Genomic DNA, 17,695 nt, shown 5'->3' with positions numbered 1-17,695 from the left:
TTAACGTCCAATTGTTGTCCAATATTGATTTAATTGCATGTATGGGTTATTATTGAGAGCCGAGGCATCTATAGGCCAGGTCCAACCACCTCTATTATACTGATCGAGCGTCAATGGACTCATCGTCCATTCTGCACTCATAATCCTTCTGGTTCTGATGAGGTCAAAATACCGAATTCCTTCCCCAATCAATTCTCTTTCTCTTTCCAAAAAGATAAAGTTTTTAAGGTCTGCACCCCGCCACCATTATATCTGCTGGCTTGTGCTCTATCCCTTACCATATTTACTGCTGTGGTAGCTTCTTGATCTCTTCCCAACTCTGCACAGGCTTCTGCATATAATAAGATGGCATCAGCATACCTAAAAATGCTGAACGTATTGTCGGGGTTTTTATCTTCATTTCCAGAGGCATACACATTTGTTCCGAATTTTCTCAAAACAAATTGTCCGTTGTCGGAGGTAATATCTTCGAACCACATTTCCCTTCTTTTATCAGCATCACTCTCTGGGAATATTTGGTTCATATAGGTAGAGATAAAATAACAGTGGCTCAATTGGTTGGTGAACCTAGGGAATTTATATGGCCAGCGTAGAAAGTGATCCCAAAAAGGAGCCAAAGCTTCTACATTATCACCATAATTAATACTTTTATAGAATTCAAACAATGATTCTTCACTTCTTCCTTTGGTAACTATAGCCCAATTTTGATCTGTAAAGGGAGCAACTAATTTATGCTGTTTGCTGTCAATCAATTGTTTTCCAAGATTTACTGCTTCAGTATAATATTTCTGCTTGTTTCCAGGATCAAACTTGCATTCCACATATTCATATGCATCAATAGGGCGATTATTGCACCTTTGGCAGGTCTTGCACCACGCAGTCCAGGGTCATTCAATGACCATGGCATTAAGTCTTTTTGTGGTGAAAGATCAGCAATGCAGTTATTCAACACTGTAACCATCTTTTCTCTCGGCATTGGTTCCGTGTGATATGCTTCTGTATAATATGGTACATCACCATATAATCTGACCATCCAGAAATAAGTGAAACTTCGGATAAATTTGGCCTCAGCCATATATCTATCCTGATCAGATCCTGTTACGCCTGGTATTCCTTCCTCTAATTTGCTGATCAAAATATTGACACTTTGAATTACTTCGTAGTATTTGTCCCATTTTGTGATTTCTCGTATTTTGTACCAATCATAGTTAGGATTGTACATAGCTTCAAGAATATTGTTCTTACCTAAAACCTCGATAACTTTACGGGAATTGTAGCTATTAGCTCCTTCGGAGACAAATATCTCACCCGATCTAGCTTCACCAATTGCACCCATTACCCAGGTTTCATTTATTTTTTCAAAAAATCTTGCATAAATGAAAGCTAGATTTGATTCAACATCTTTTTTTGAAAGGTAGAAATTATTCCCAGTCAAACGGTCTATGGGTTCAATGTTTAAATAGTCTTTACAGGCTTGGAATGAGAATAAGAATGCTAAACTTAATCCAATTACTGATATTTTATTTTTAATCAAATTCTTCATAATTATTAAAATGAGATGTTGAAACCTAATGTATAAGCTCTAGGTACTGGATATCCACTTGAAAGATCCCTTCCGAGTGATGAGACGTTTTCTGGATTTGGACCTGAATACTTTGAGAATGTATAAACATTGTCCATTGATGCATAAATCCTGAATCTGTCTAATTTAAATCTTCTTAAAAATTCACGATCAAAAACATAAGCGATTATAATGTTATTGATTTTAAAATAGCTCCCGCTTTCTTCCCATAAAGTTTGGTCATAACGAAATGGTTGTACACTTAAACTTCTAGAGAAATCGAAAGGATTTGGATATTGAGCATTATCCCCTTCTTGTTTCCAATAATTTAGTCCATCTATTGGAACAACGGTTTTGTAATCCGAATGGGCTGGTATAAAGACCAAGACGTTGTGCTAAAGCATAATTCAAGATTGTTCGAGACGCTGTGTACGAAGCATATATTGAAAATTGGAAATTTTTGTAATTCAAAGTATTTTGAACACCACCTGTCCATAGAGGTTGGGTACTTCCTGATCTTATATAATCTCTTTGGTCTAAAATATAGTCACCATTTCTATCTAGATATATTGGGTCACCAGCTTTGAAAAATGTTCCATCTGCAGTGCGATATCGTAATCCTGTTAAAGGGTCCACAGGAACATCAGCATCTGTTGCATATACCCCCAAGTTTTGCATTAAATAATTAGACAAAGCGGGAGTTCCAACACGATTGACCATATGTAATTGCTCCCAAGAATCGCCCCCACTTGATAAATTGGCCTCTAAATGAAGAAGGTAGTTGCAACAAAACATCTCGATTATATGCTCCATTGATCGAAAAAGTCCAACTAAAATCACTTGCACTTGAAAGAGGTCTTAAATTAATTGCGAATTCATGTCCATAATTGGCAACTCCAGCATCATTAGAATATAGTTTATCAAATCCTACTTCATTACTTAAAAAGGATTCAAACAATAAATTATCTACTTTTTTATAATAAGTATCATAAATGATCTCGACTTTATTGTTGAAAAGATTTAAATCCAAACCAGCGTTATATTGCATTGAGGTTGTTGGTTTTAAATTTGGATTAGGGATAAACTCATAATCAATACCTATCCCTGGAATTTGGTTGTATAACCCTGAAATATTGTACTTACCATAAATTCTTTCCAGAGTACTTGTTGGCATTACATTTACACCCCATGTAAGTCTTATTGATGCAAGATTTATCCAAGGTATAGATTTTATCCATTCTTCATGGTGAGCATTCCATCTTACTCCAATTGCGGGGTTTTTGGTGTATTGATTTTCAAAACCATTTGCTGAGGAGCCATCTAAACGATAAGAAAGATCGAGCAAATATCTGCTTTTATAGCCATAAGAAGCAGACAGAGCAAATGATAGTGCTTTTTCATTTCTAAAATTTGGATAGGACCCCACCACCACGCGAGAAATAACCATCAAAACCTAATGGACCTTCAAACTGATCATTTGGCGTCCTTGCTTGTTTTGTAATGGTATTTTGTCTCTGAGCATGTCTTACCTCATTGAAAAGGTTAATAAAGATATTGTGGGTTTCATTGAAATCTTTTGTATAATTCAGGATATTTCTGTTGTAGAGGTTTGACTCACGGCCAGCAAATGAATATACTTCTGAGAATTGTCCTGCAGCAGCAGCTGGTGTAAATTTATCTTCATTGTTTGAAGCGAATTCATAACTCAAGGCTGATTGTATTCTCAATCCTGGCATGATTTCAAATTTTCCTTCTACATAAGGTCTTATTAATTTTGAACTATTGTCATTTTTTGTTCGTATCGCAGAAATATAATCTGCAGATGCAGAATAAAATCCAGGTGGCGGTAAAAAGGGTAGAGTTCATTCCCCCTGAAGATACTCCAGTCTGAAGAATACCCGTACCATCACCTTTGTTCTGTTTTCCAAGTTGGGCAAAAACTTGTCCAGTAAATTCAAACCTTCTAGCTGGCCTATAATCCATTCTTAAGTTGGCAGAATATCTGTTGAATCCAGTATTTTTGATTACCCCAGTTTCATTAAAGTAGCCAATATTGGATTTATAGGAAAGTATTTCATTTCCACCGTCCAAACTTAAATTATGATTTTGATTAAAGGTATTTTGATAATAAAGATCTTGCCAGTTCGTCGAATTATTATAATATGCATTTAAGCTATCTGCCAACCAAGGTGTTTCCATGATTTTATCTATCTCAATTTCATATCTAGAATTATTAAAGAATTTGAGCTAATTTAATTTGACGTTCAAGGTTTCCCCCCAAGAGTTTCTCTTAATTTTGGTGGGGTTTTCATAAATGTACTATGTGTATAGTTTATTCTAGGAACTGGAGAATTACCGCGTTTCGTAGTAATAATAATTACCCCGTATGCACCTTGAGATCCGTAAAGCGAAGTAGCCCTGAGCATCTTTTAAGATTTCTATACTTTGCACATCTTCAGGTGGGATTAAAGAGAGAGGGCTAATTCCTGGTCCTTGTTGCTGCAGACCAAATTCCGCAGCTCTATCTGCATCCATAGGTACTCCATCAATCACATATAAAGGTGAAGTCGGCATTAGGATTGATTCGCTACCTGACCCTGTAGTGGTCAAGGTAGAGAGACCACGGATCTGAGTTGATCCTCTAAATCCAGGCGCTCCTGTGTTAACTTGAACGTTCAATCCTGGGACTTTTCCTTGCATCAATTGTTCAAGGTTTGCCACTGGCACATCACGCAAGTCTTTTTCTCCAAGTGAATAGGAGGATCCGGTAGAAGTTTCTTTTTTGCGTGCCACATATCCACGCACTACGACTTCTTCCACTTGATCTTGGGTGGAACTCATCTGTACGTTTTAGGCTTGTTTGGTTTGCTCTGACTGTAATTCTTCTTTGTGCAAATCCCACAGCTTTAAACAAAAGAGTTGTATTTGGCGCCACGCTGATGGCAAAATTTCCATTATCAGAGGTTGCAGTAATTGCTCTATTATTTGCTGCATTTAAGATGGTAACTCCTCCAATACCGTTATTGGATTCATCAACCACTCTTCCTCGCACCTCTTGGTTTTGTGCAGATGCGATCTGAAGGCTAAATATGCTTAGGATTAATATAATTAGTTTTTTCAATTTCATAAGGCTTTAGGTTTAATCATCCTCCAAATTTTGGGTTGTCATTGCGGAAATGGAAAACAATTTCCCAATCTCCTTTTTTATAAATCCTGAAGTCTAGGCCAAATTCTGCCCAATCACGCACACCACCGAATCCAAGACGCGTATATGCAAACTTCACTTTGGCATTTCCGCTTTCAGCATAATCTGTTTTAACGGAATTAAGGGGGATAGGGTACGCCACATCATATTGGACATATTCTGGGTTTATAACTTTATTGAATCCGTGGACCAAAAGGTCCCATTTTGTTTCATTAAACTTTAAAGGATTTATAAAATTTCCTTCACGATCCATAAACTTAAATCTTAGACTATTTCCTTTACCTCCAGTAAATGGCCTTATATAAACCACTACATCTTTTTTAATGTTATTATTTTCCAATCTAAGCTGTGTTCTTTCTCCGATAACTTTATCATTGATGTAGCTAGGAATGATATAGTCTTGCCTAGTTGTATCTTTTGGTCTTTGTGGGTCAGGAGCTTTTCCACCTGTGTAAGGATTGATATCGGTGTCTGGATAATAATTTCTTTGCCTCCAAGGTATGATCTGGAAGTCTTTGATGATTTTTGTTCCACCCGAGTTCTGTACCTTAATATCAAAGAAGCGAATATCTTGAGTTTTAAGAACAGTATCTACTGGTCTTGGCGTTAAGAGAGCATTCGTTGCCGAAGCCCAAAGAATCAGTCGACCATTGCTATCTACTTCAAAAATTGGTTTCTCAACTAATTTTCTTTTAGCTTCTATTTCTGCCAATGATTTTTCTTTACCATCATATTCGGTGATCCATTCATATGTATTTGCTTTTGTAAAGAGGTCAGTCACTGGGCGTCCATCACCATATCGCGCATTGACGATTTCAAAAGTCATCGGTAGGGTGGAGTTGTCCGCACTTAAAGAAGTAAATATATTGTTGCGACCAAGTATGGGTTCAATTATTTTATTGATATAATCAATGTTTTGGCTCATAAAATCTCGGTCTTCTGGCAAATCATAGATTTCCGAACAAGAAGTTGCAAATCCATAACTGCTAATGAATACAAAGAATAATTTTATTTTATTTGAGAGTTTCATACACTTTCTTTTCTAGGTTCATGGATTATTTTACTTCTCCTTTGTTCACACTCCAATCAGCCATTTGGAAAGTATTTCCAGACCTTGCTCTTTGGACATGTAATCTGTAAAATTTATAGGCAGTCGTGTTGTTTATCCAGAAAACTCTTTGTTGGAATCTAGAAGTGAATTCTTCTCCAGATTTCGAGTCCAATGTTTCCCAATTCTGCCCATCATGAGAACCGGAAAGGGTCCAATCAATTGGGTCTCTTTCAGGAAAGTCATTAGCAGAAGTCAAGGTATAAGAATTTGCAGCTGTTGCTGTATTTAGTTCTACTTGCATCCAAGCTCCATTGAAATCTCCCAGTAAGAATTTTGTTTCTCTATTTCCATCAAATACATATTTGGATGCTTCAACTGCATTAACACCTCCAGAATTTTCCCTTGACACTGAGAATATTCCGCCAACCGTTACGAATAGGTTAGGTGGAGGTGGGATATAAGTTAATCTGGATACAAAGTCATTGAATCCAAAGACATGATCTGTACTCAGCACATGTATAATTCCATTTTTTGCTTCAATGTTAATGGATGCTGAAGATGCTGTAATCCAATCTCTGGTGAATTGGCTATTTTTTGTGTCGGAATATTGAATAACCTTTGGTCCGCCGCCTTCAAAGCCCGATGAACTTGCAGTTGTTAATTTGGCGTTCATTGTTCTTTGGTATTTGAAATCTTGTAATTGTGCCCCGTCTTTTAAGGTCATTGAATCGCTTGGATAATAACCTTTGACTATATACTGTGCCATCATGGTATCCAATTGAAGTAGATCTACATTTGTTAAGTATTCAAATGGTCGATCGGCCTCCTTTCTGGTATTGTTAAGGTTCTGAATAGCCAATTGAAAACTTTGGTTTGTTGGAGCAAAAAGCGTCATTTTTTCATTACCGCTCAGTACTGCATTTATTTTTGTTCTATTCAAAACTGTCAATAAAGAATCAAAGACACCTGGCTTACTTTGCAGGTATTCCAAGATTGTTCCATCATAAGTTACTTTTTTGAATAGATTGATTATAATATCCTGAATCTTTGGAGCAACTGCTAACCAAGATCAAGAAGAATATACTAAATAATAGGTTTTTGATTTTCATGGTTTTGCGTTTTACTTCCAATATTCATTTTTGGGTTAACATTTTATTTTGAGTCAACACGTCAGTAGCAATCGGCCAATAATGACCATTTTGTCGAATTAATTGGCTCAGTTCGGAATCATCATTTAGGATTTTATAATGTCTGACCATATCATACCATAGATGTCCTTCCCCCATTAATTCTCTTGCTCTTTCCTGAAAATAGCATCGATAAGCTCACCATTTTTAGCTGCTGAATAATCTACTAAACCTCTTCTTTCTCTAATGGTATTCAATAATTCGATTGCTCCTGCTTGTTCTCTCCAATTACTGCCAAAGCTTCTGCTCTTAAGAGATACATATCTTCTAAACGGGTAATTATTGTTGCGCTCGAATAGAATCGGAAAGTTGGGTCCGTAACTCCGCCCATAATGCATTTTACTTTACTGAAAATCGGATATTGTCCATTGAAGTTTTTGAAATAGACATCGGTTACGGGATTTCCCAATGTATCAGCAGAAAAGCGTTCATCAGTAGCTTCATTGAAGATTGATAGGATTTTTTCCTTTGGCATATACATATCGGGGATACTCTTATTTACTACGGGAGAGGCTAGGGTTAATTCTTCGATATGACCGGTGAAGAACCTTCTACGTGATTATAAATGTGTCCAAATCCAAATAGTTGGTTGGGATTTTTATCATAGAAAAACCCATTTGGATCAGTCATATTTGCTGTTGACAGCAAGCCTAAACTTCCCTTTTGTTGGTTGTCTATCACAAATTTTGCATAAGCTGCAGCATCGGGATAGTTACTTTGCCAAGCTGCAACATGGGCAAGGATTGCATAAGCTGTGGTTTTACGGACTAATGAGCCTTTCCATCTATCATTCGTCTCATTGTAATAATTTCCTTGCTGTTGCTCATCATTTAGGCTATATAAGAAAGGAAGGTCATTAGCTGCAGCCTGCATTTCCTGTTCTACCCAAGCCAATACTTTTCCTTGATCCTCTCTTGGTTGATCCGTGAAAGTACCTTCTTTTGAAGAAACTATCAATGGAACATTTCCCCAAATCCTGACCATGTAGAAATATGCAAAAGCTCGAAGAAAACGAGCCTGTGCTATATCTACAGTCATATTATTTGTCGTGTAACGCTCATCTTTCTCTTTTTACTTCCGGTATTCTTTCAAGGAATATATTTGCTGCGTTGACCACTGCATACCATCTCCTCCAGCTTTTCAGATCATTCATAACTCCAAATGAAGCGTTGAGGTCATTGTTAGCGATAGCTTTTAAATCTTGCCTAATTGGGATAGAAAATTCATCTGACCTAACATCACCATATAACCAATGAGCATTATGGTCATTTAAAGCAGATTTGGTCAATCCATAGATTCCCATTAATGCCCCTCTGGAGTCCTCCATGCTCAACCACATGTTTTCTTCGGAAACCAACCGAGTGGAGTTGACATCCAACATTTTTTTGCAGGAAACAAAAACCTGACTCAATACAATTAATATGATTAATAATCTTTTCATGTTCAGTTACAGTTTAAGTTTGAAGCCTAATGCATAAGTTCTAGGAATTGGCAGAGAATAACCTTGGTCATAACCCATGTAATTGACTAATTCAGGGTCTCTACCTGAATATTTGCTTAAGGTCAGGAGGTTATTTGCAGAAATATAGACATATAAATCACCTAATTTCCCCAATCGGTTGCCGATGATATCCTTGAAGTTATATCCAATAGAAGCTGTTCTCAATTTTAAGAAAGAGCCATCTTCAAGGAACAAGGTTTGGTTTGTTTGGAATGGTGAAACTGAAGACCATGGGTTGTATAAGGGATATTGGTCATAGTCGCCTCTTTTTTCCCAATAGGTTATTTCTTTAATGGAGTTAATACTGCTGGCATTTTCATTTTCGATGAAATTGAATCGATTTGCCATTTCTTGGTTTACAATTTTTCTACCGAGGTTAAAATAGAAATTTAAGTTCAGGTCAAAATTTCTATAAGCAACCATATTGTTCCATGAGCCACTCAGTTTGGGAATAATATTTCCTTGAATAACTTTGTCTTCTTTGGTTATTTGATTATCTCCATTGCTGTCGTTCCAGATTGGATCTCCAGCTTTAAGGACGATTCCATTATAGGTCATTTTCTGACCAGAACTTTCAGGTACCTCTTTGTCTGTCTGGTACATTCCATTGTTCTCATATAGCCAGAAAGCATCGATTCTTTCTCCAATTTTTAACAGCCTATCATTCACTTCGATTTGATCATAACCAAAAGGCAGTGCGAGTAGTTTATTTGTATTAACGCCTAAGACAACTCCAGTATTCCAAGTTACTTTATCATTTTGTATTACATTTCCGGAAGCAGAAAGGTCAATTCCCATATTGCGAACATCCATTCCAGATTCATATTGATATTGGTACCCAAAATCTTTTTTGCCCGGTAGCATGATTAATTGATCTTTCGTGTCTCTGATATAAGCATCAAGGGAAACTTGGATATTTCTGTTTTTAAAGCCAAGGTCAAATCCAATATTTATATTGTCTGAATAACTCCAAGGCAAATCATAACCAACCCAACCCACATCATAAGGACGCACCAAAACTGCGATTCCATTATAACCAGGGACAATAGAATTTCCAGTATAACCAAATTGTGCGGTATAGCTAGGTCCTTGGGAATAATTGTCGAATAAGTTGTAATGTCCAATCCTTCCAACACTCGCTCTGATATTAAATAAACTCACTGCCTCATTTTCTTTCATCAAATCATTTTTAGCATTCCAACCCAGTGCGAGAATAGGAGAGAAGAACCATCTGCTCGTTGGCTGAGCATTTGAAGATCCATCATAACGAAGAATTAAAGCAGCAGTATAGGATCCATTGTAAGTATATGAAGCTTTTCCGTAGAAATTGATCATATTGTGCTTCGTACGATCCAAAAATTTATAAACTAATTGTCTTGGAAAAGCTGTAGGATTTAGATATTCATCATCATATGGGTCAGTTTCTAATAAATTTAACTTAATAAAGTCATTCACACCCTTATATGCGTATGCATAATTATACTTATAGGTATCCCATACTAAATTATTTCCTACTTCAGCATAGAAGTAATTCGATCCATTTTCCTTGTCATAACTTATTTGATTATCAACCATTAATCGTTGGTTGTAGCCATAATAGTTTGATGCGAAATTGCTGTTTTCTAGAATAGTGCTCGGATAGAATAGATCTCTATATCCTTCATTGTAATCTACTCCAAATTTACTTTTGAGTTTAAATGGCCCAACATTTACTTGGAATCTAAAAAAGCCTTCGAGTATATTGTTAAAGTTTTTGTCAAAGCTTTTATCGAACTCTTGCAGATAAGTATCGTAAACCTCTTTATTTGGAGCTAATGGTGCTCCTAGATCTGGGAAATAGCCCATCATTGCAAAGCGATTTCTTAAATTTCTGTTCCTATCTCTGCTAATTCTTGCAGCATTAAATAATGTTTCAAAATTCAACCATTTGAATGGTCTCAAATTAAGGTAGAATCTTGCATTGTACTTGTCAAATTTAGTATCATCAGCTACTCCAGATGTTTTTACATTACCTAGTGAGAATTGAAATGTAGCTCTTGGTTGTCCTCCTGCTATGTTTGCATTTACACCATGATTAAGGCCATTTTGATAATAGCTATCACTCCAATTGGAAGGTCCATAATAATCATTGTTCAAAGAGTCACTGAGGTAAATAGGATAAACATCATCATCATTGAACCTTCCATTTGTTGTATATAGATCATAGAACTGTTTTCTAAATGCATTTTCATAGGCCCCATTAATGGTTGTTACATTTGGTCTTTGAGACATGCCGATATAGCTGTTTATGGATATTCTTTTTTGTCCATCAGATGGAGTTTTTCTAGAAGTTATTTCGATAACCCCATTAGCTGCTAAAGGTCCGTAAGTAGCTACTGCTGATAGATCTTTCAAAACTTTAATGCTTTCGATATTGTCGAAATCAATATTTGATAGGAGATTATTTTCAGTTCCAATTCTTTCGATATCATAGTTTTGAATATCAAATGCAAAAGGATGTTCCCCGATCAAAGGAACCCCGTCCATGACTACTAAGGGTTGGCTTGCATAAATATCTCGATTGCTGAGAATAGGTTTGCTGATTCCCCTGACGAACATTTGAATATTTGTTCCTGGTTCTCCATTGGATTCAGAGACATATACTCCTGGCAATTCTCCTTTAATATATTGCTGCAAGCTATTTGCAGTAATTAAGGAGGCTCCTTTCATGTTCCTTAAGTTATTGAACTTAGGTAAGTCCAACTCATAGATTGGTTTTAATTCAGCCAAAGTGTCTATCGGCGGGGGAACAGAATCTGTTTCTGTTGTATCCTGCAGTGACAGGTTGGAGAAATTAGCGTTATGACTATGGGCATGCCCCACAGACATAGACATAAAAATCAGTAACGATTTAAACTTCCATAATACACTCATATTAACAGTGTGGTTTGTTAGGTTAGTAAATTGTAAATATATATTACATGACGGTTATGGACAGTAAACTGCCGTGACCATAATGTTAATTATAATTAAATGGGTTTAGCTAAAACTAAAGAATGGTATTTGTTCGTCGTTCATTCATAATTTAAATTCGGTTTATTTTAAATAAATCAGTTAGGTGCAGCTTTGGTTAATTGAGTTTAGTTTGGGTAAAACATCGGTACCCCATTACCGTTAACTATCCGGAAAATAAATTGCTAAGTGAAAAAGGTGTAAAAAGGTTCATGTCTTATCTGTTTTAGTATTGTTTATTAATGGTTAAGACTAATTTATGAATTAAAAACGTTTTAGCAAATTTTTTTTAAAAAAATAGGAAATCCTGTCCAAATCTGCTTTAACGTTAAAGTAGATTTGGAAATTGTAACAATTAAAAAATTTTATTGTAATTCGATATCTATTTATTCAACCTCCACGACAGTATTCTGTTAATTTTATTGCCCTGGTTCATTTGAGTTACTTTTATGTCAATTAATTTGTGGTACTCAAGAATTGCTTTTAGAGGTTTCAAATTCTCCTTGTTTGATACCAAAACAGTGCATAGTCCTAATTGATCTTTAAGTTCAATGCTTTCATAAATCATATTACTGATAAATTTCTTTTCACCCCCTGGATACCATAATTCATTGGATAGTCCTTGGAAGTTAGTTTTACTGCTTTCTGTTTCTTGATGTAATTTTTGGTTCTTTTTGATTACCGTTTGTCTGTAATCATCACGGGATTTGTAGAATGGGGGGATTACAAAGGACGGCGTCGAAATATTCATTGGGTTGAATAATTCCTTTTAAGATATGTTCAGGATTTTCTTGCTGTCTAATCTTAATTCCTTTTTTTAGATAAGGATTGTCATTCAGGATTTTGTTAGCATGCTGAATAGAAGGTATATGCGTTTCAGCTGCTAACAAAGTTCCAATGATATTCCAAGAAACCCAGAATTGGGTATATCAGACTTGAACCTGTCCCTATATCTAGGACATTTACTTTTTTTGGGTTTTGGCTTGAACCAAATCAGCAAGATAATGGATATAATTCAATCTTCCCGGAATGGAAGGGCTGAGGCTATTGGGTAAGATGTCCCAATGGTTGATTTTGTATTCAGATTCCAATAGAGCTTTGTTCAAAAGAAAAACCGCTTCAGGGTCTCTAAAGTCCAATGATTGTCTGCCGTCAGGAAGAATTTGAATATGTTTTTTCAGTTGGTGTACATGCTTAATCAGTTTCTTGAAATCATATTCCTTGATTGAACTTATTACGCGGGTGTAGATTTTTTGAGATTTTTTCCATTATTTTTACTTGTCACAAAGATATCTATTAAAAAATTAAAATGATCGAATCCAATATATTATTGGTCATGATTCCTCTTTTTTTTCATGGCCATGCTATTCGTGCTTTCCCAACGGTTTAAAATTTCGTATCCTATCTTGCTGGTAATTGGAGGATTAGCTATTTCTTTGATACCTGGATTACCTGAGTTTAGTATAAACCCAGATATGGTATTTTTGGTTTTTTTACCGCCTCTATTATTTGAAGCTGCATGGTATACTTCCTGGAACAGTTTCTGGCAGAATAGGAGATCAATTTTAACGATGGGATTCGGGTTGGTTTTCGTTACATCCATTGCTGTTGCTTACTTGTCGGTCAATTTAATTCCAGGCTTTACTTTGGCATTAGGTTTTCTTTTGGGAGGTATAATCTCTCCGCCGGATGCTGTTGCGGCAACATCAGTTTTGAAAGGTGTTACTATGCCTAAAAGGGGGATTACCTTGTTGGAAGGCGAAAGTTTAGTAAATGATGCCGCTTCCTTAACTGTATTTCGCATGGCATTGGCAGTTATTATGACTGGAGCATTTACCATGCAAGAAGCCAGTCGTAGGATTTTTTACATTGGCGATAATGGGAATCTTTGTGGGTTTAGTGATTGGCCATATCTTATATCTATTTTTAAAATATATAGCTAAAGCCTCCAGTATCACAACTCCGATTACTTTGATAGCACCATACCTCATGTATATTGTTGCTGAACATTTTGAATGGTCCGGTGTATTGGCGGTCGTATCAGGGGGATTGTTTTTGTCCTTTAGGTCTAAGGATTATATGGATTATCATACCAGAATACAGACTCGTGAGGTTTGGGAGACGGTAGGGTTTTTATTGAATGGCTTTGTCTTTATTCTTATAGGTTTAGAATTACCGATTATAATTGAAGGTATAGAAAGTGTTTCTAAAAGTTGGGCTATTCAGATTGCTCTTATCATTACCTTAGTAATCATTGTTATTCGGATTGCCTTTATTTACTTAGCGACGTTTGTTCCGAGGCTTTCCTCTCGAGTTCGCAAAAAAGAACCAAGCCTGGATGGAAGATGCCATTGATACTTGGATGGGCCGGCATGCGGGGAGTGGTGTCATTGGCTTCAGCACTTGCAATCCCGATTTATATTTCCAGTGGACAGCACTTCCGGCATAGAAATCTGATTTTGTTTATTACCTTCGTAGTTATCTTGGTTACTTTGGTAGTCCAGGGTTTAAGTTTGCCATGGTTGATCAGGCTGGTAAAATTAGAGGGAAATTCTTCTGAGATTCCTGAAAGTGTACAAATCGAGGCGATCCGATATCGTCTAGTGAAAGAGGAAATGGAACTGTTAAAGTCTAAATATGCTCAAGAGTTGGAGGATAGCAATACTGTAAAAGCAATTAACCTTTCACTAAAGCGAAGCTTGGAAGCCCGGGCGACTAATCTGGACAGTGAGTCAAAAATTAAGATTGCAAATGAAAGAGAGCTTTATAAAAAAGTGATGCAGGATTTGATTGATGTTAGAAGAAATATGATCTATACCATAAGAGGGGAGAAGAGTTATGATGAGTCCATTTTAAGAAACTTAGAGCATAACCTCGATTTAGAAGAGTCAAGATTGAACAGGAAATAATTGATTGTGGAATTTCTTCCGTTTTTACATCTTATAGATATAAAATAAGATGAAAATGAAGAGGTTAGGGATTTATTTAATTGTAATTGTTTGTTTGATAGCTTGTAGGGAATTGAAAAGTTCTAATGAATTGACATCAAAAGATTTCAACCTCAATGATATTTTTCCTTTTTATTCAATACAAGAGCCTGAATATTCAAAAATTGTGGATGCAGTTGATAATTATATAACGGATAATTCAGAAGAGAAGGAAACTCTAGTTAAGAAATACTTAGTTAATAAGTTGGATGTTTCTATTGTTTTTGAAGGAAGTTTTGAAGTTAATTATTCAGATGAAGATAATCTTTTTAGGAGATCTGACATATTGGAATACGCCATTCAGAATCTTTCAAATTCAGAGAAGGATAGACTGAATTATATGACCCAATTGCTGGATCAAAATAAATATAATTATATGGGTTCTCTGATAAATGGCAAAAATTATATTTTCATAGAGGATAAAGATAAGGTTCAGTCGCCGTACGAAATATATGAATTTGGTCTACCATTATTAACGGCTGATAAAAATCGAGCAATAGTTTTATTGGATATAGATTGTGGTCCATTGTGTGGTTCTGGACATATATATTTATTATCCAAGGAAGGGAGTGGTTGGAAAGTCTATAATGATGGGATGGTTTATATAAAATAATCTTAGAGTTTATAATAACTATAGAAAAACTCTTTGATGGCCATTGCTTTTTCCTTATCATATTTAAAACCAAGCCTATTAGCCACTTCTTTTGCCATTTCATCGAATACGTCTAGAATCTTTTCACAGGCTATCCAATTTTCCTCAATTTTACTTCCTGCAAATGTTTCTTCCAATTTTTTCCATTCATCAGTGGTCAAGTATTTCTGAAAAAGCCTGCCATATTTATTGGTTGTAATTTGCCAATTGTTATTGCTTGCGATATACCATTCGATCATTGGAATAAGATATTCTACCCGGATAATTTTTTCGATCATAAACTTAAGATAAAACAGGTCTTTCCTTGCCAAGCATTTGGGAAGATAGGTGACATCCCACCAGAAATCTTTCACGACCTCTTGGAACTCTTCAAATGATGGTTTTTTAATAATACTAATCTGATGGGTTGGAGGTTGAAGATGTTTTGTTATTTGGTCTTTATCGGCAATTATTGAATAGCCAATGTCCCAATCTTCCGGTAATTTTTCATTTGCAGCTTCCGATTTAAACTGATTTACGCTATATATCTTAAAATCAACTTTTACTCCATCTATATATTGAACCATTTTCATGGCATGCTTGCCTTGGAAAGCTTCAGAGCTTTCTTCATAATAGTTGAGGACTTTGCCGAATTGATTGATCCATTCTTTGTTTTCGAGGTAATATTCAGTTTCCTGAAATACTAGTTCAATGTCGAGGTCACTAAAATCATCAACAGGTGCCAAGGGGTTTACCAATGAGCTAGTGATGAGAGCTGCCCTGATATCTTCATTATCATGTATCCAATTTTTTATTGCCTGTAATTTTTGGTTTCTAATTTCCATTCTGTCTCCTTGAAATTAAGTTAATAAAAAAATCCCAATGGAAAGTCCACTGGGATTTTTGTCTATTACGTTAATCCAACTTATTTGTTTTGATTGTCAATCCATTTACGTGCATTGACGAAAGCTTCCAACCAAGGAGTTACTTCGTCCTTACGTGCATCAGGGTAGTTTGCCCAATGCCATTGAAATACTGAACGTTCGATATGAGGCATTGTTACTAAGTGGCGACCGGTTTTATCCGTCATCATTGCAGTGTTGTAATCAGCACCATTTGGACTATGAGGATATTGATCGTAAGCATATTTAGCTACAATATTATATTGATCTTCAGTTTTCGGAAGGTTGAATTTACCTTCACCATTTGATACCCATACACCAAGCGTTGTACCAGCTAATGAAGACAACATTATGGAATTGTTTTCTTGAATCTTAACAGACACAAAGTTAGACTCGTGTTTCTGAGAAGTATTATGCAACATTTTTCCATGTACATCATGTTCAGGGTTGATCAACTCTAGTTCCATGAACAGTTGACATCCATTACAGATACCAACGGATAATGTATCCGGACGTGCGAAGAATTTTTCTAGAGCTGTTTTAGCTTTTTCGTTGTAAAGGAATGCTCCTGCCCAACCTTTTGCTGACCCTAATACATCCGAGTTTGAGAAACCACCTACAGCACCAATAAATTGGATGTCTTCTAATGTCTCACGGCCCGAAATTAGGTCAGTCATGTGAACATCTTTCACATCAAATCCAGCAAGGTACATTGCATTTGCCATTTCACGTTCAGAGTTAGAGCCCTTTTCACGGATGATCGCAGCTTTTGGTCGAGGTTTGCTCGAATCCACAGCAGGTTTTTTACCATCAAAATGAGCTGGGAATTCAAAACGCAACGGGTTGGTTTTTGTAATTTTTGAAGCGCTCTTCTGCAGTTCCATTTTTGGATTGTTTTTGGTCCAATAGGAAAGAAGTCTTGAACCACGTATCTCTTGTTTGCTCAACATTGAAGCTGAATGAATCGTCGTTGTTCTTGATAGTAATAGTTTGACCGTTTACAGCTTTACCAATTTTGAAAGCCTCAATTCCTGCATCTTCAATTGATTTTTCAAAAATTGAATCATTTTTCGCTTGAAGAACTAGACCGATATTTTCGTTGAACAAACTTTTACAGTATCTTTTTCATTTAATCCAGATAGGTCGTATTCCGCAGCTAAGTCAACATCTGCAAAACACATTTCTAATAATGTGGTTACGAGGCCGCCGGAACCAATGTCGTGTCCTGCAGCGATTTGTCCATCATTAATTAATCCTTGGACAGTATTGAAAGCTTTCTTGAAGTATTGTGCGTCCTGAATGGTAGGTACATCGGCTCCAATTTTATTTAAGATCTGAGCAAAAGTAGAACCAGCAAGTTTAAATGAATCTTGAGAAAGGTTGATGTAATAAATTGACCCTGCATTTTTCTTCAATACCGGTTCAACAACCTTATTGATATCTGTACAGTTACCACCTGCAGAAATAATAACGGTTCCTGGAGCAATTACATTTTCTCCATCAGGATATTTCTGTTTCATGGACAATGAATCTTTCCCTGTTGGGATATTGATTCCTAATTCTATTGCAAAATCTGAACATCCTTGTACCGCTTGGTATAATCTAGCATCTTCCCCTTCATTGTTACATGCCCACATCCAGTTTGCTGATAATGATATCCCAGACAAACCATTATTAAT

Annotated in this window: 26 protein-coding genes and 1 pseudogene; 4 read left to right on the top strand and 23 right to left on the bottom strand. The window is 36.1% G+C overall.

Annotated features, from left to right (window positions below):
- The 19 genes and pseudogenes from FGL31_RS28240 to FGL31_RS28220 form a co-directional block, all read right to left on the bottom strand.
- Positions 1-210, bottom strand: coding sequence for a RagB/SusD family nutrient uptake outer membrane protein (locus FGL31_RS28240; RefSeq protein WP_171017712.1), 210 nt, complete (start codon positions 208-210; stop codon positions 1-3).
- The gene (locus FGL31_RS28235; RefSeq protein WP_138093061.1) at positions 189-821 is read right to left on the bottom strand and encodes a RagB/SusD family nutrient uptake outer membrane protein; all 633 of its coding nucleotides are present in this window, start codon (positions 819-821) and stop codon (positions 189-191) included. The genes FGL31_RS28240 and FGL31_RS28235 overlap by 22 nt, the downstream gene beginning before the upstream one ends.
- The gene (locus tag FGL31_RS16590; RefSeq protein WP_138093058.1) at positions 767-1,543 is read right to left on the bottom strand and encodes a RagB/SusD family nutrient uptake outer membrane protein; all 777 of its coding nucleotides are present in this window, start codon (positions 1,541-1,543) and stop codon (positions 767-769) included. The genes FGL31_RS28235 and FGL31_RS16590 overlap by 55 nt, the downstream gene beginning before the upstream one ends.
- A gap of 5 nt (positions 1,544-1,548) precedes the next feature.
- Entirely contained in the window at positions 1,549-1,947 is a 399-nt protein-coding gene (locus FGL31_RS26260; protein ID WP_232046873.1) for a hypothetical protein, read from the bottom strand.
- Positions 1,865-2,239 carry a hypothetical protein gene (locus FGL31_RS26255; protein WP_232046872.1) on the bottom strand — a complete coding sequence of 125 codons (375 nt, stop codon included), beginning with the start codon at positions 2,237-2,239 and terminating at the stop codon, positions 1,865-1,867. Before FGL31_RS26255 ends, FGL31_RS26260 begins: the two co-directional genes overlap by 83 nt.
- A 7-nt stretch (positions 2,240-2,246) precedes the next feature.
- Complete coding sequence (locus tag FGL31_RS26250) at positions 2,247-3,008, bottom strand: TonB-dependent receptor domain-containing protein (RefSeq protein ID WP_232046871.1); 762 nt, start codon at positions 3,006-3,008, stop codon at positions 2,247-2,249.
- The gene (locus FGL31_RS26245; RefSeq protein ID WP_232046870.1) at positions 2,965-3,297 is read right to left on the bottom strand and encodes a hypothetical protein; all 333 of its coding nucleotides are present in this window, start codon (positions 3,295-3,297) and stop codon (positions 2,965-2,967) included. Before FGL31_RS26245 ends, FGL31_RS26250 begins: the two co-directional genes overlap by 44 nt.
- Before the next feature lie 49 nt (positions 3,298-3,346).
- A complete protein-coding gene (locus FGL31_RS26240) occupies positions 3,347-3,760 on the bottom strand; it encodes a hypothetical protein (RefSeq protein ID WP_232046869.1) in 414 nt (137 codons plus the stop codon).
- Positions 3,761-3,913: 153 nt separating this feature from the next.
- Complete coding sequence (locus tag FGL31_RS26235; protein ID WP_232046868.1) at positions 3,914-4,402, bottom strand: TonB-dependent receptor plug domain-containing protein; 489 nt, start codon at positions 4,400-4,402, stop codon at positions 3,914-3,916.
- Positions 4,290-4,688, bottom strand: coding sequence for a carboxypeptidase-like regulatory domain-containing protein (locus FGL31_RS26230; protein ID WP_232046867.1), 399 nt, complete (start codon positions 4,686-4,688; stop codon positions 4,290-4,292). The genes FGL31_RS26235 and FGL31_RS26230 overlap by 113 nt, the downstream gene beginning before the upstream one ends.
- Before the next feature lie 16 nt (positions 4,689-4,704).
- On the bottom strand, positions 4,705-5,796 hold the full coding sequence (locus FGL31_RS16580) for a DUF5007 domain-containing protein (protein WP_138093055.1): 1,092 nt from the start codon (positions 5,794-5,796) through the stop codon (positions 4,705-4,707).
- A 25-nt stretch (positions 5,797-5,821) separates the two neighbouring features.
- A complete protein-coding gene (locus tag FGL31_RS16575; RefSeq protein WP_171017711.1) occupies positions 5,822-6,808 on the bottom strand; it encodes a fasciclin domain-containing protein in 987 nt (328 codons plus the stop codon).
- A gap of 389 nt (positions 6,809-7,197) precedes the next feature.
- A complete protein-coding gene (locus FGL31_RS26220) occupies positions 7,198-7,479 on the bottom strand; it encodes a hypothetical protein (RefSeq protein WP_232046865.1) in 282 nt (93 codons plus the stop codon).
- A 44-nt stretch (positions 7,480-7,523) separates the two neighbouring features.
- On the bottom strand, positions 7,524-8,042 hold the full coding sequence (locus FGL31_RS26215) for a RagB/SusD family nutrient uptake outer membrane protein (RefSeq protein WP_232046864.1): 519 nt from the start codon (positions 8,040-8,042) through the stop codon (positions 7,524-7,526).
- A gap of 19 nt (positions 8,043-8,061) precedes the next feature.
- On the bottom strand, positions 8,062-8,445 hold the full coding sequence (locus tag FGL31_RS26210) for a RagB/SusD family nutrient uptake outer membrane protein (RefSeq protein ID WP_232046863.1): 384 nt from the start codon (positions 8,443-8,445) through the stop codon (positions 8,062-8,064).
- A 6-nt stretch (positions 8,446-8,451) separates the two neighbouring features.
- The gene (locus FGL31_RS16565; RefSeq protein ID WP_099371124.1) at positions 8,452-11,418 is read right to left on the bottom strand and encodes a SusC/RagA family TonB-linked outer membrane protein; all 2,967 of its coding nucleotides are present in this window, start codon (positions 11,416-11,418) and stop codon (positions 8,452-8,454) included.
- 460 nt (positions 11,419-11,878) lie between these two features.
- Complete coding sequence (locus FGL31_RS28230) at positions 11,879-12,247, bottom strand: RlmF-related methyltransferase (RefSeq protein ID WP_262709153.1); 369 nt, start codon at positions 12,245-12,247, stop codon at positions 11,879-11,881.
- On the bottom strand, positions 12,195-12,386 hold the full coding sequence (locus tag FGL31_RS28225; RefSeq protein ID WP_262709152.1) for an RlmF-related methyltransferase: 192 nt from the start codon (positions 12,384-12,386) through the stop codon (positions 12,195-12,197). The genes FGL31_RS28230 and FGL31_RS28225 overlap by 53 nt, the downstream gene beginning before the upstream one ends.
- Positions 12,373-12,659, bottom strand: a pseudogene (locus FGL31_RS28220) (RlmF-related methyltransferase). The gene FGL31_RS28225 and the pseudogene FGL31_RS28220 overlap by 14 nt, the downstream one beginning before the upstream one ends.
- Before the next feature lie 243 nt (positions 12,660-12,902).
- Here FGL31_RS28220 and FGL31_RS26205 point away from each other — a divergent pair.
- The 4 genes from FGL31_RS26205 to FGL31_RS16550 all read left to right on the top strand — a co-directional run bounded on the left by FGL31_RS26205 (position 12,903) and on the right by FGL31_RS16550 (position 15,096).
- Entirely contained in the window at positions 12,903-13,439 is a 537-nt protein-coding gene (locus FGL31_RS26205; protein ID WP_232046862.1) for a cation:proton antiporter domain-containing protein, read from the top strand.
- Positions 13,440-13,467: 28 nt separating this feature from the next.
- Positions 13,468-13,851 (top strand): cation:proton antiporter domain-containing protein, encoded by a 384-nt coding sequence (locus FGL31_RS26200; protein ID WP_394366150.1) that lies wholly within the window; start codon positions 13,468-13,470, stop codon positions 13,849-13,851.
- Positions 13,842-14,405, top strand: a complete 564-nt coding sequence (locus FGL31_RS26195) for a cation:proton antiporter (protein ID WP_232046860.1) — start codon at positions 13,842-13,844, stop codon at positions 14,403-14,405. The genes FGL31_RS26200 and FGL31_RS26195 overlap by 10 nt, the downstream gene beginning before the upstream one ends.
- 130 nt (positions 14,406-14,535) lie before the next feature.
- A complete protein-coding gene (locus FGL31_RS16550; RefSeq protein WP_138093049.1) occupies positions 14,536-15,096 on the top strand; it encodes a hypothetical protein in 561 nt (186 codons plus the stop codon).
- Between the two features lie 2 nt (positions 15,097-15,098).
- Here FGL31_RS16550 and FGL31_RS16545 read toward each other — a convergent pair whose 3' ends face one another.
- From FGL31_RS16545 to FGL31_RS30550, 4 genes are all read right to left on the bottom strand, one after another.
- Positions 15,099-15,959 carry an aminoglycoside 6-adenylyltransferase gene (locus FGL31_RS16545; RefSeq protein WP_138093046.1) on the bottom strand — a complete coding sequence of 287 codons (861 nt, stop codon included), beginning with the start codon at positions 15,957-15,959 and terminating at the stop codon, positions 15,099-15,101.
- Between the two features lie 80 nt (positions 15,960-16,039).
- Positions 16,040-16,855 (bottom strand): phosphoribosylformylglycinamidine synthase subunit PurQ, encoded by an 816-nt coding sequence (locus tag FGL31_RS30560; RefSeq protein ID WP_317131042.1) that lies wholly within the window; start codon positions 16,853-16,855, stop codon positions 16,040-16,042.
- Complete coding sequence (locus tag FGL31_RS30555) at positions 16,845-17,123, bottom strand: hypothetical protein (protein WP_317131041.1); 279 nt, start codon at positions 17,121-17,123, stop codon at positions 16,845-16,847. Before FGL31_RS30555 ends, FGL31_RS30560 begins: the two co-directional genes overlap by 11 nt.
- Positions 17,099-17,683, bottom strand: a complete 585-nt coding sequence (locus tag FGL31_RS30550; protein ID WP_317131040.1) for an AIR synthase-related protein — start codon at positions 17,681-17,683, stop codon at positions 17,099-17,101. The genes FGL31_RS30555 and FGL31_RS30550 overlap by 25 nt, the downstream gene beginning before the upstream one ends.
- Positions 17,684-17,695: the final 12 nt, after the last annotated feature.

The sequence above is a fragment of the Sphingobacterium daejeonense genome (assembly GCF_901472535.1).
In the GTDB taxonomy this organism is placed as follows: Bacteria; Bacteroidota; Bacteroidia; order Sphingobacteriales; family Sphingobacteriaceae; genus Sphingobacterium; species Sphingobacterium daejeonense.
The sequence above is the reverse complement of the archived record's forward strand: the minus strand, read 5'-3'. Positions and strand labels throughout refer to the sequence as shown.

Bases quoted from the DNA above. Each gene is read 5' to 3' on its own strand.
- FGL31_RS26240 (WP_232046869.1), bottom strand. From the start codon at position 3,760: ATGGAAACACCTTGGTTGGCAGATAGCTTAAATGCATATTATAATAAT.
- FGL31_RS16565 (WP_099371124.1), bottom strand. From the start codon at position 11,418: ATGAGTGTATTATGGAAGTTTAAATCGTTACTGATTTTTATGTCTATG.
- FGL31_RS16545 (WP_138093046.1), bottom strand. From the start codon at position 15,959: ATGGAAATTAGAAACCAAAAATTACAGGCAATAAAAAATTGGATACAT.
- FGL31_RS26210 (WP_232046863.1), bottom strand. From the start codon at position 8,445: ATGAAAAGATTATTAATCATATTAATTGTATTGAGTCAGGTTTTTGTT.
- FGL31_RS16590 (WP_138093058.1), bottom strand. From the start codon at position 1,543: ATGAAGAATTTGATTAAAAATAAAATATCAGTAATTGGATTAAGTTTA.
- FGL31_RS26250 (WP_232046871.1), bottom strand. From the start codon at position 3,008: ATGGTTATTTCTCGCGTGGTGGTGGGGTCCTATCCAAATTTTAGAAAT.
- FGL31_RS26230 (WP_232046867.1), bottom strand. From the start codon at position 4,688: ATGAAATTGAAAAAACTAATTATATTAATCCTAAGCATATTTAGCCTT.
- FGL31_RS26235 (WP_232046868.1), bottom strand. From the start codon at position 4,402: ATGAGTTCCACCCAAGATCAAGTGGAAGAAGTCGTAGTGCGTGGATAT.
- FGL31_RS26220 (WP_232046865.1), bottom strand. From the start codon at position 7,479: ATGCCAAAGGAAAAAATCCTATCAATCTTCAATGAAGCTACTGATGAA.
- FGL31_RS26195 (WP_232046860.1), top strand. From the start codon at position 13,842: ATGCCATTGATACTTGGATGGGCCGGCATGCGGGGAGTGGTGTCATTG.
- FGL31_RS16580 (WP_138093055.1), bottom strand. From the start codon at position 5,796: ATGAAACTCTCAAATAAAATAAAATTATTCTTTGTATTCATTAGCAGT.
- FGL31_RS26215 (WP_232046864.1), bottom strand. From the start codon at position 8,042: ATGACTGTAGATATAGCACAGGCTCGTTTTCTTCGAGCTTTTGCATAT.
- FGL31_RS26255 (WP_232046872.1), bottom strand. From the start codon at position 2,239: ATGCAAAACTTGGGGGTATATGCAACAGATGCTGATGTTCCTGTGGAC.
- FGL31_RS26245 (WP_232046870.1), bottom strand. From the start codon at position 3,297: ATGCCAGGATTGAGAATACAATCAGCCTTGAGTTATGAATTCGCTTCA.
- FGL31_RS28230 (WP_262709153.1), bottom strand. From the start codon at position 12,247: ATGAATATTTCGACGCCGTCCTTTGTAATCCCCCCATTCTACAAATCC.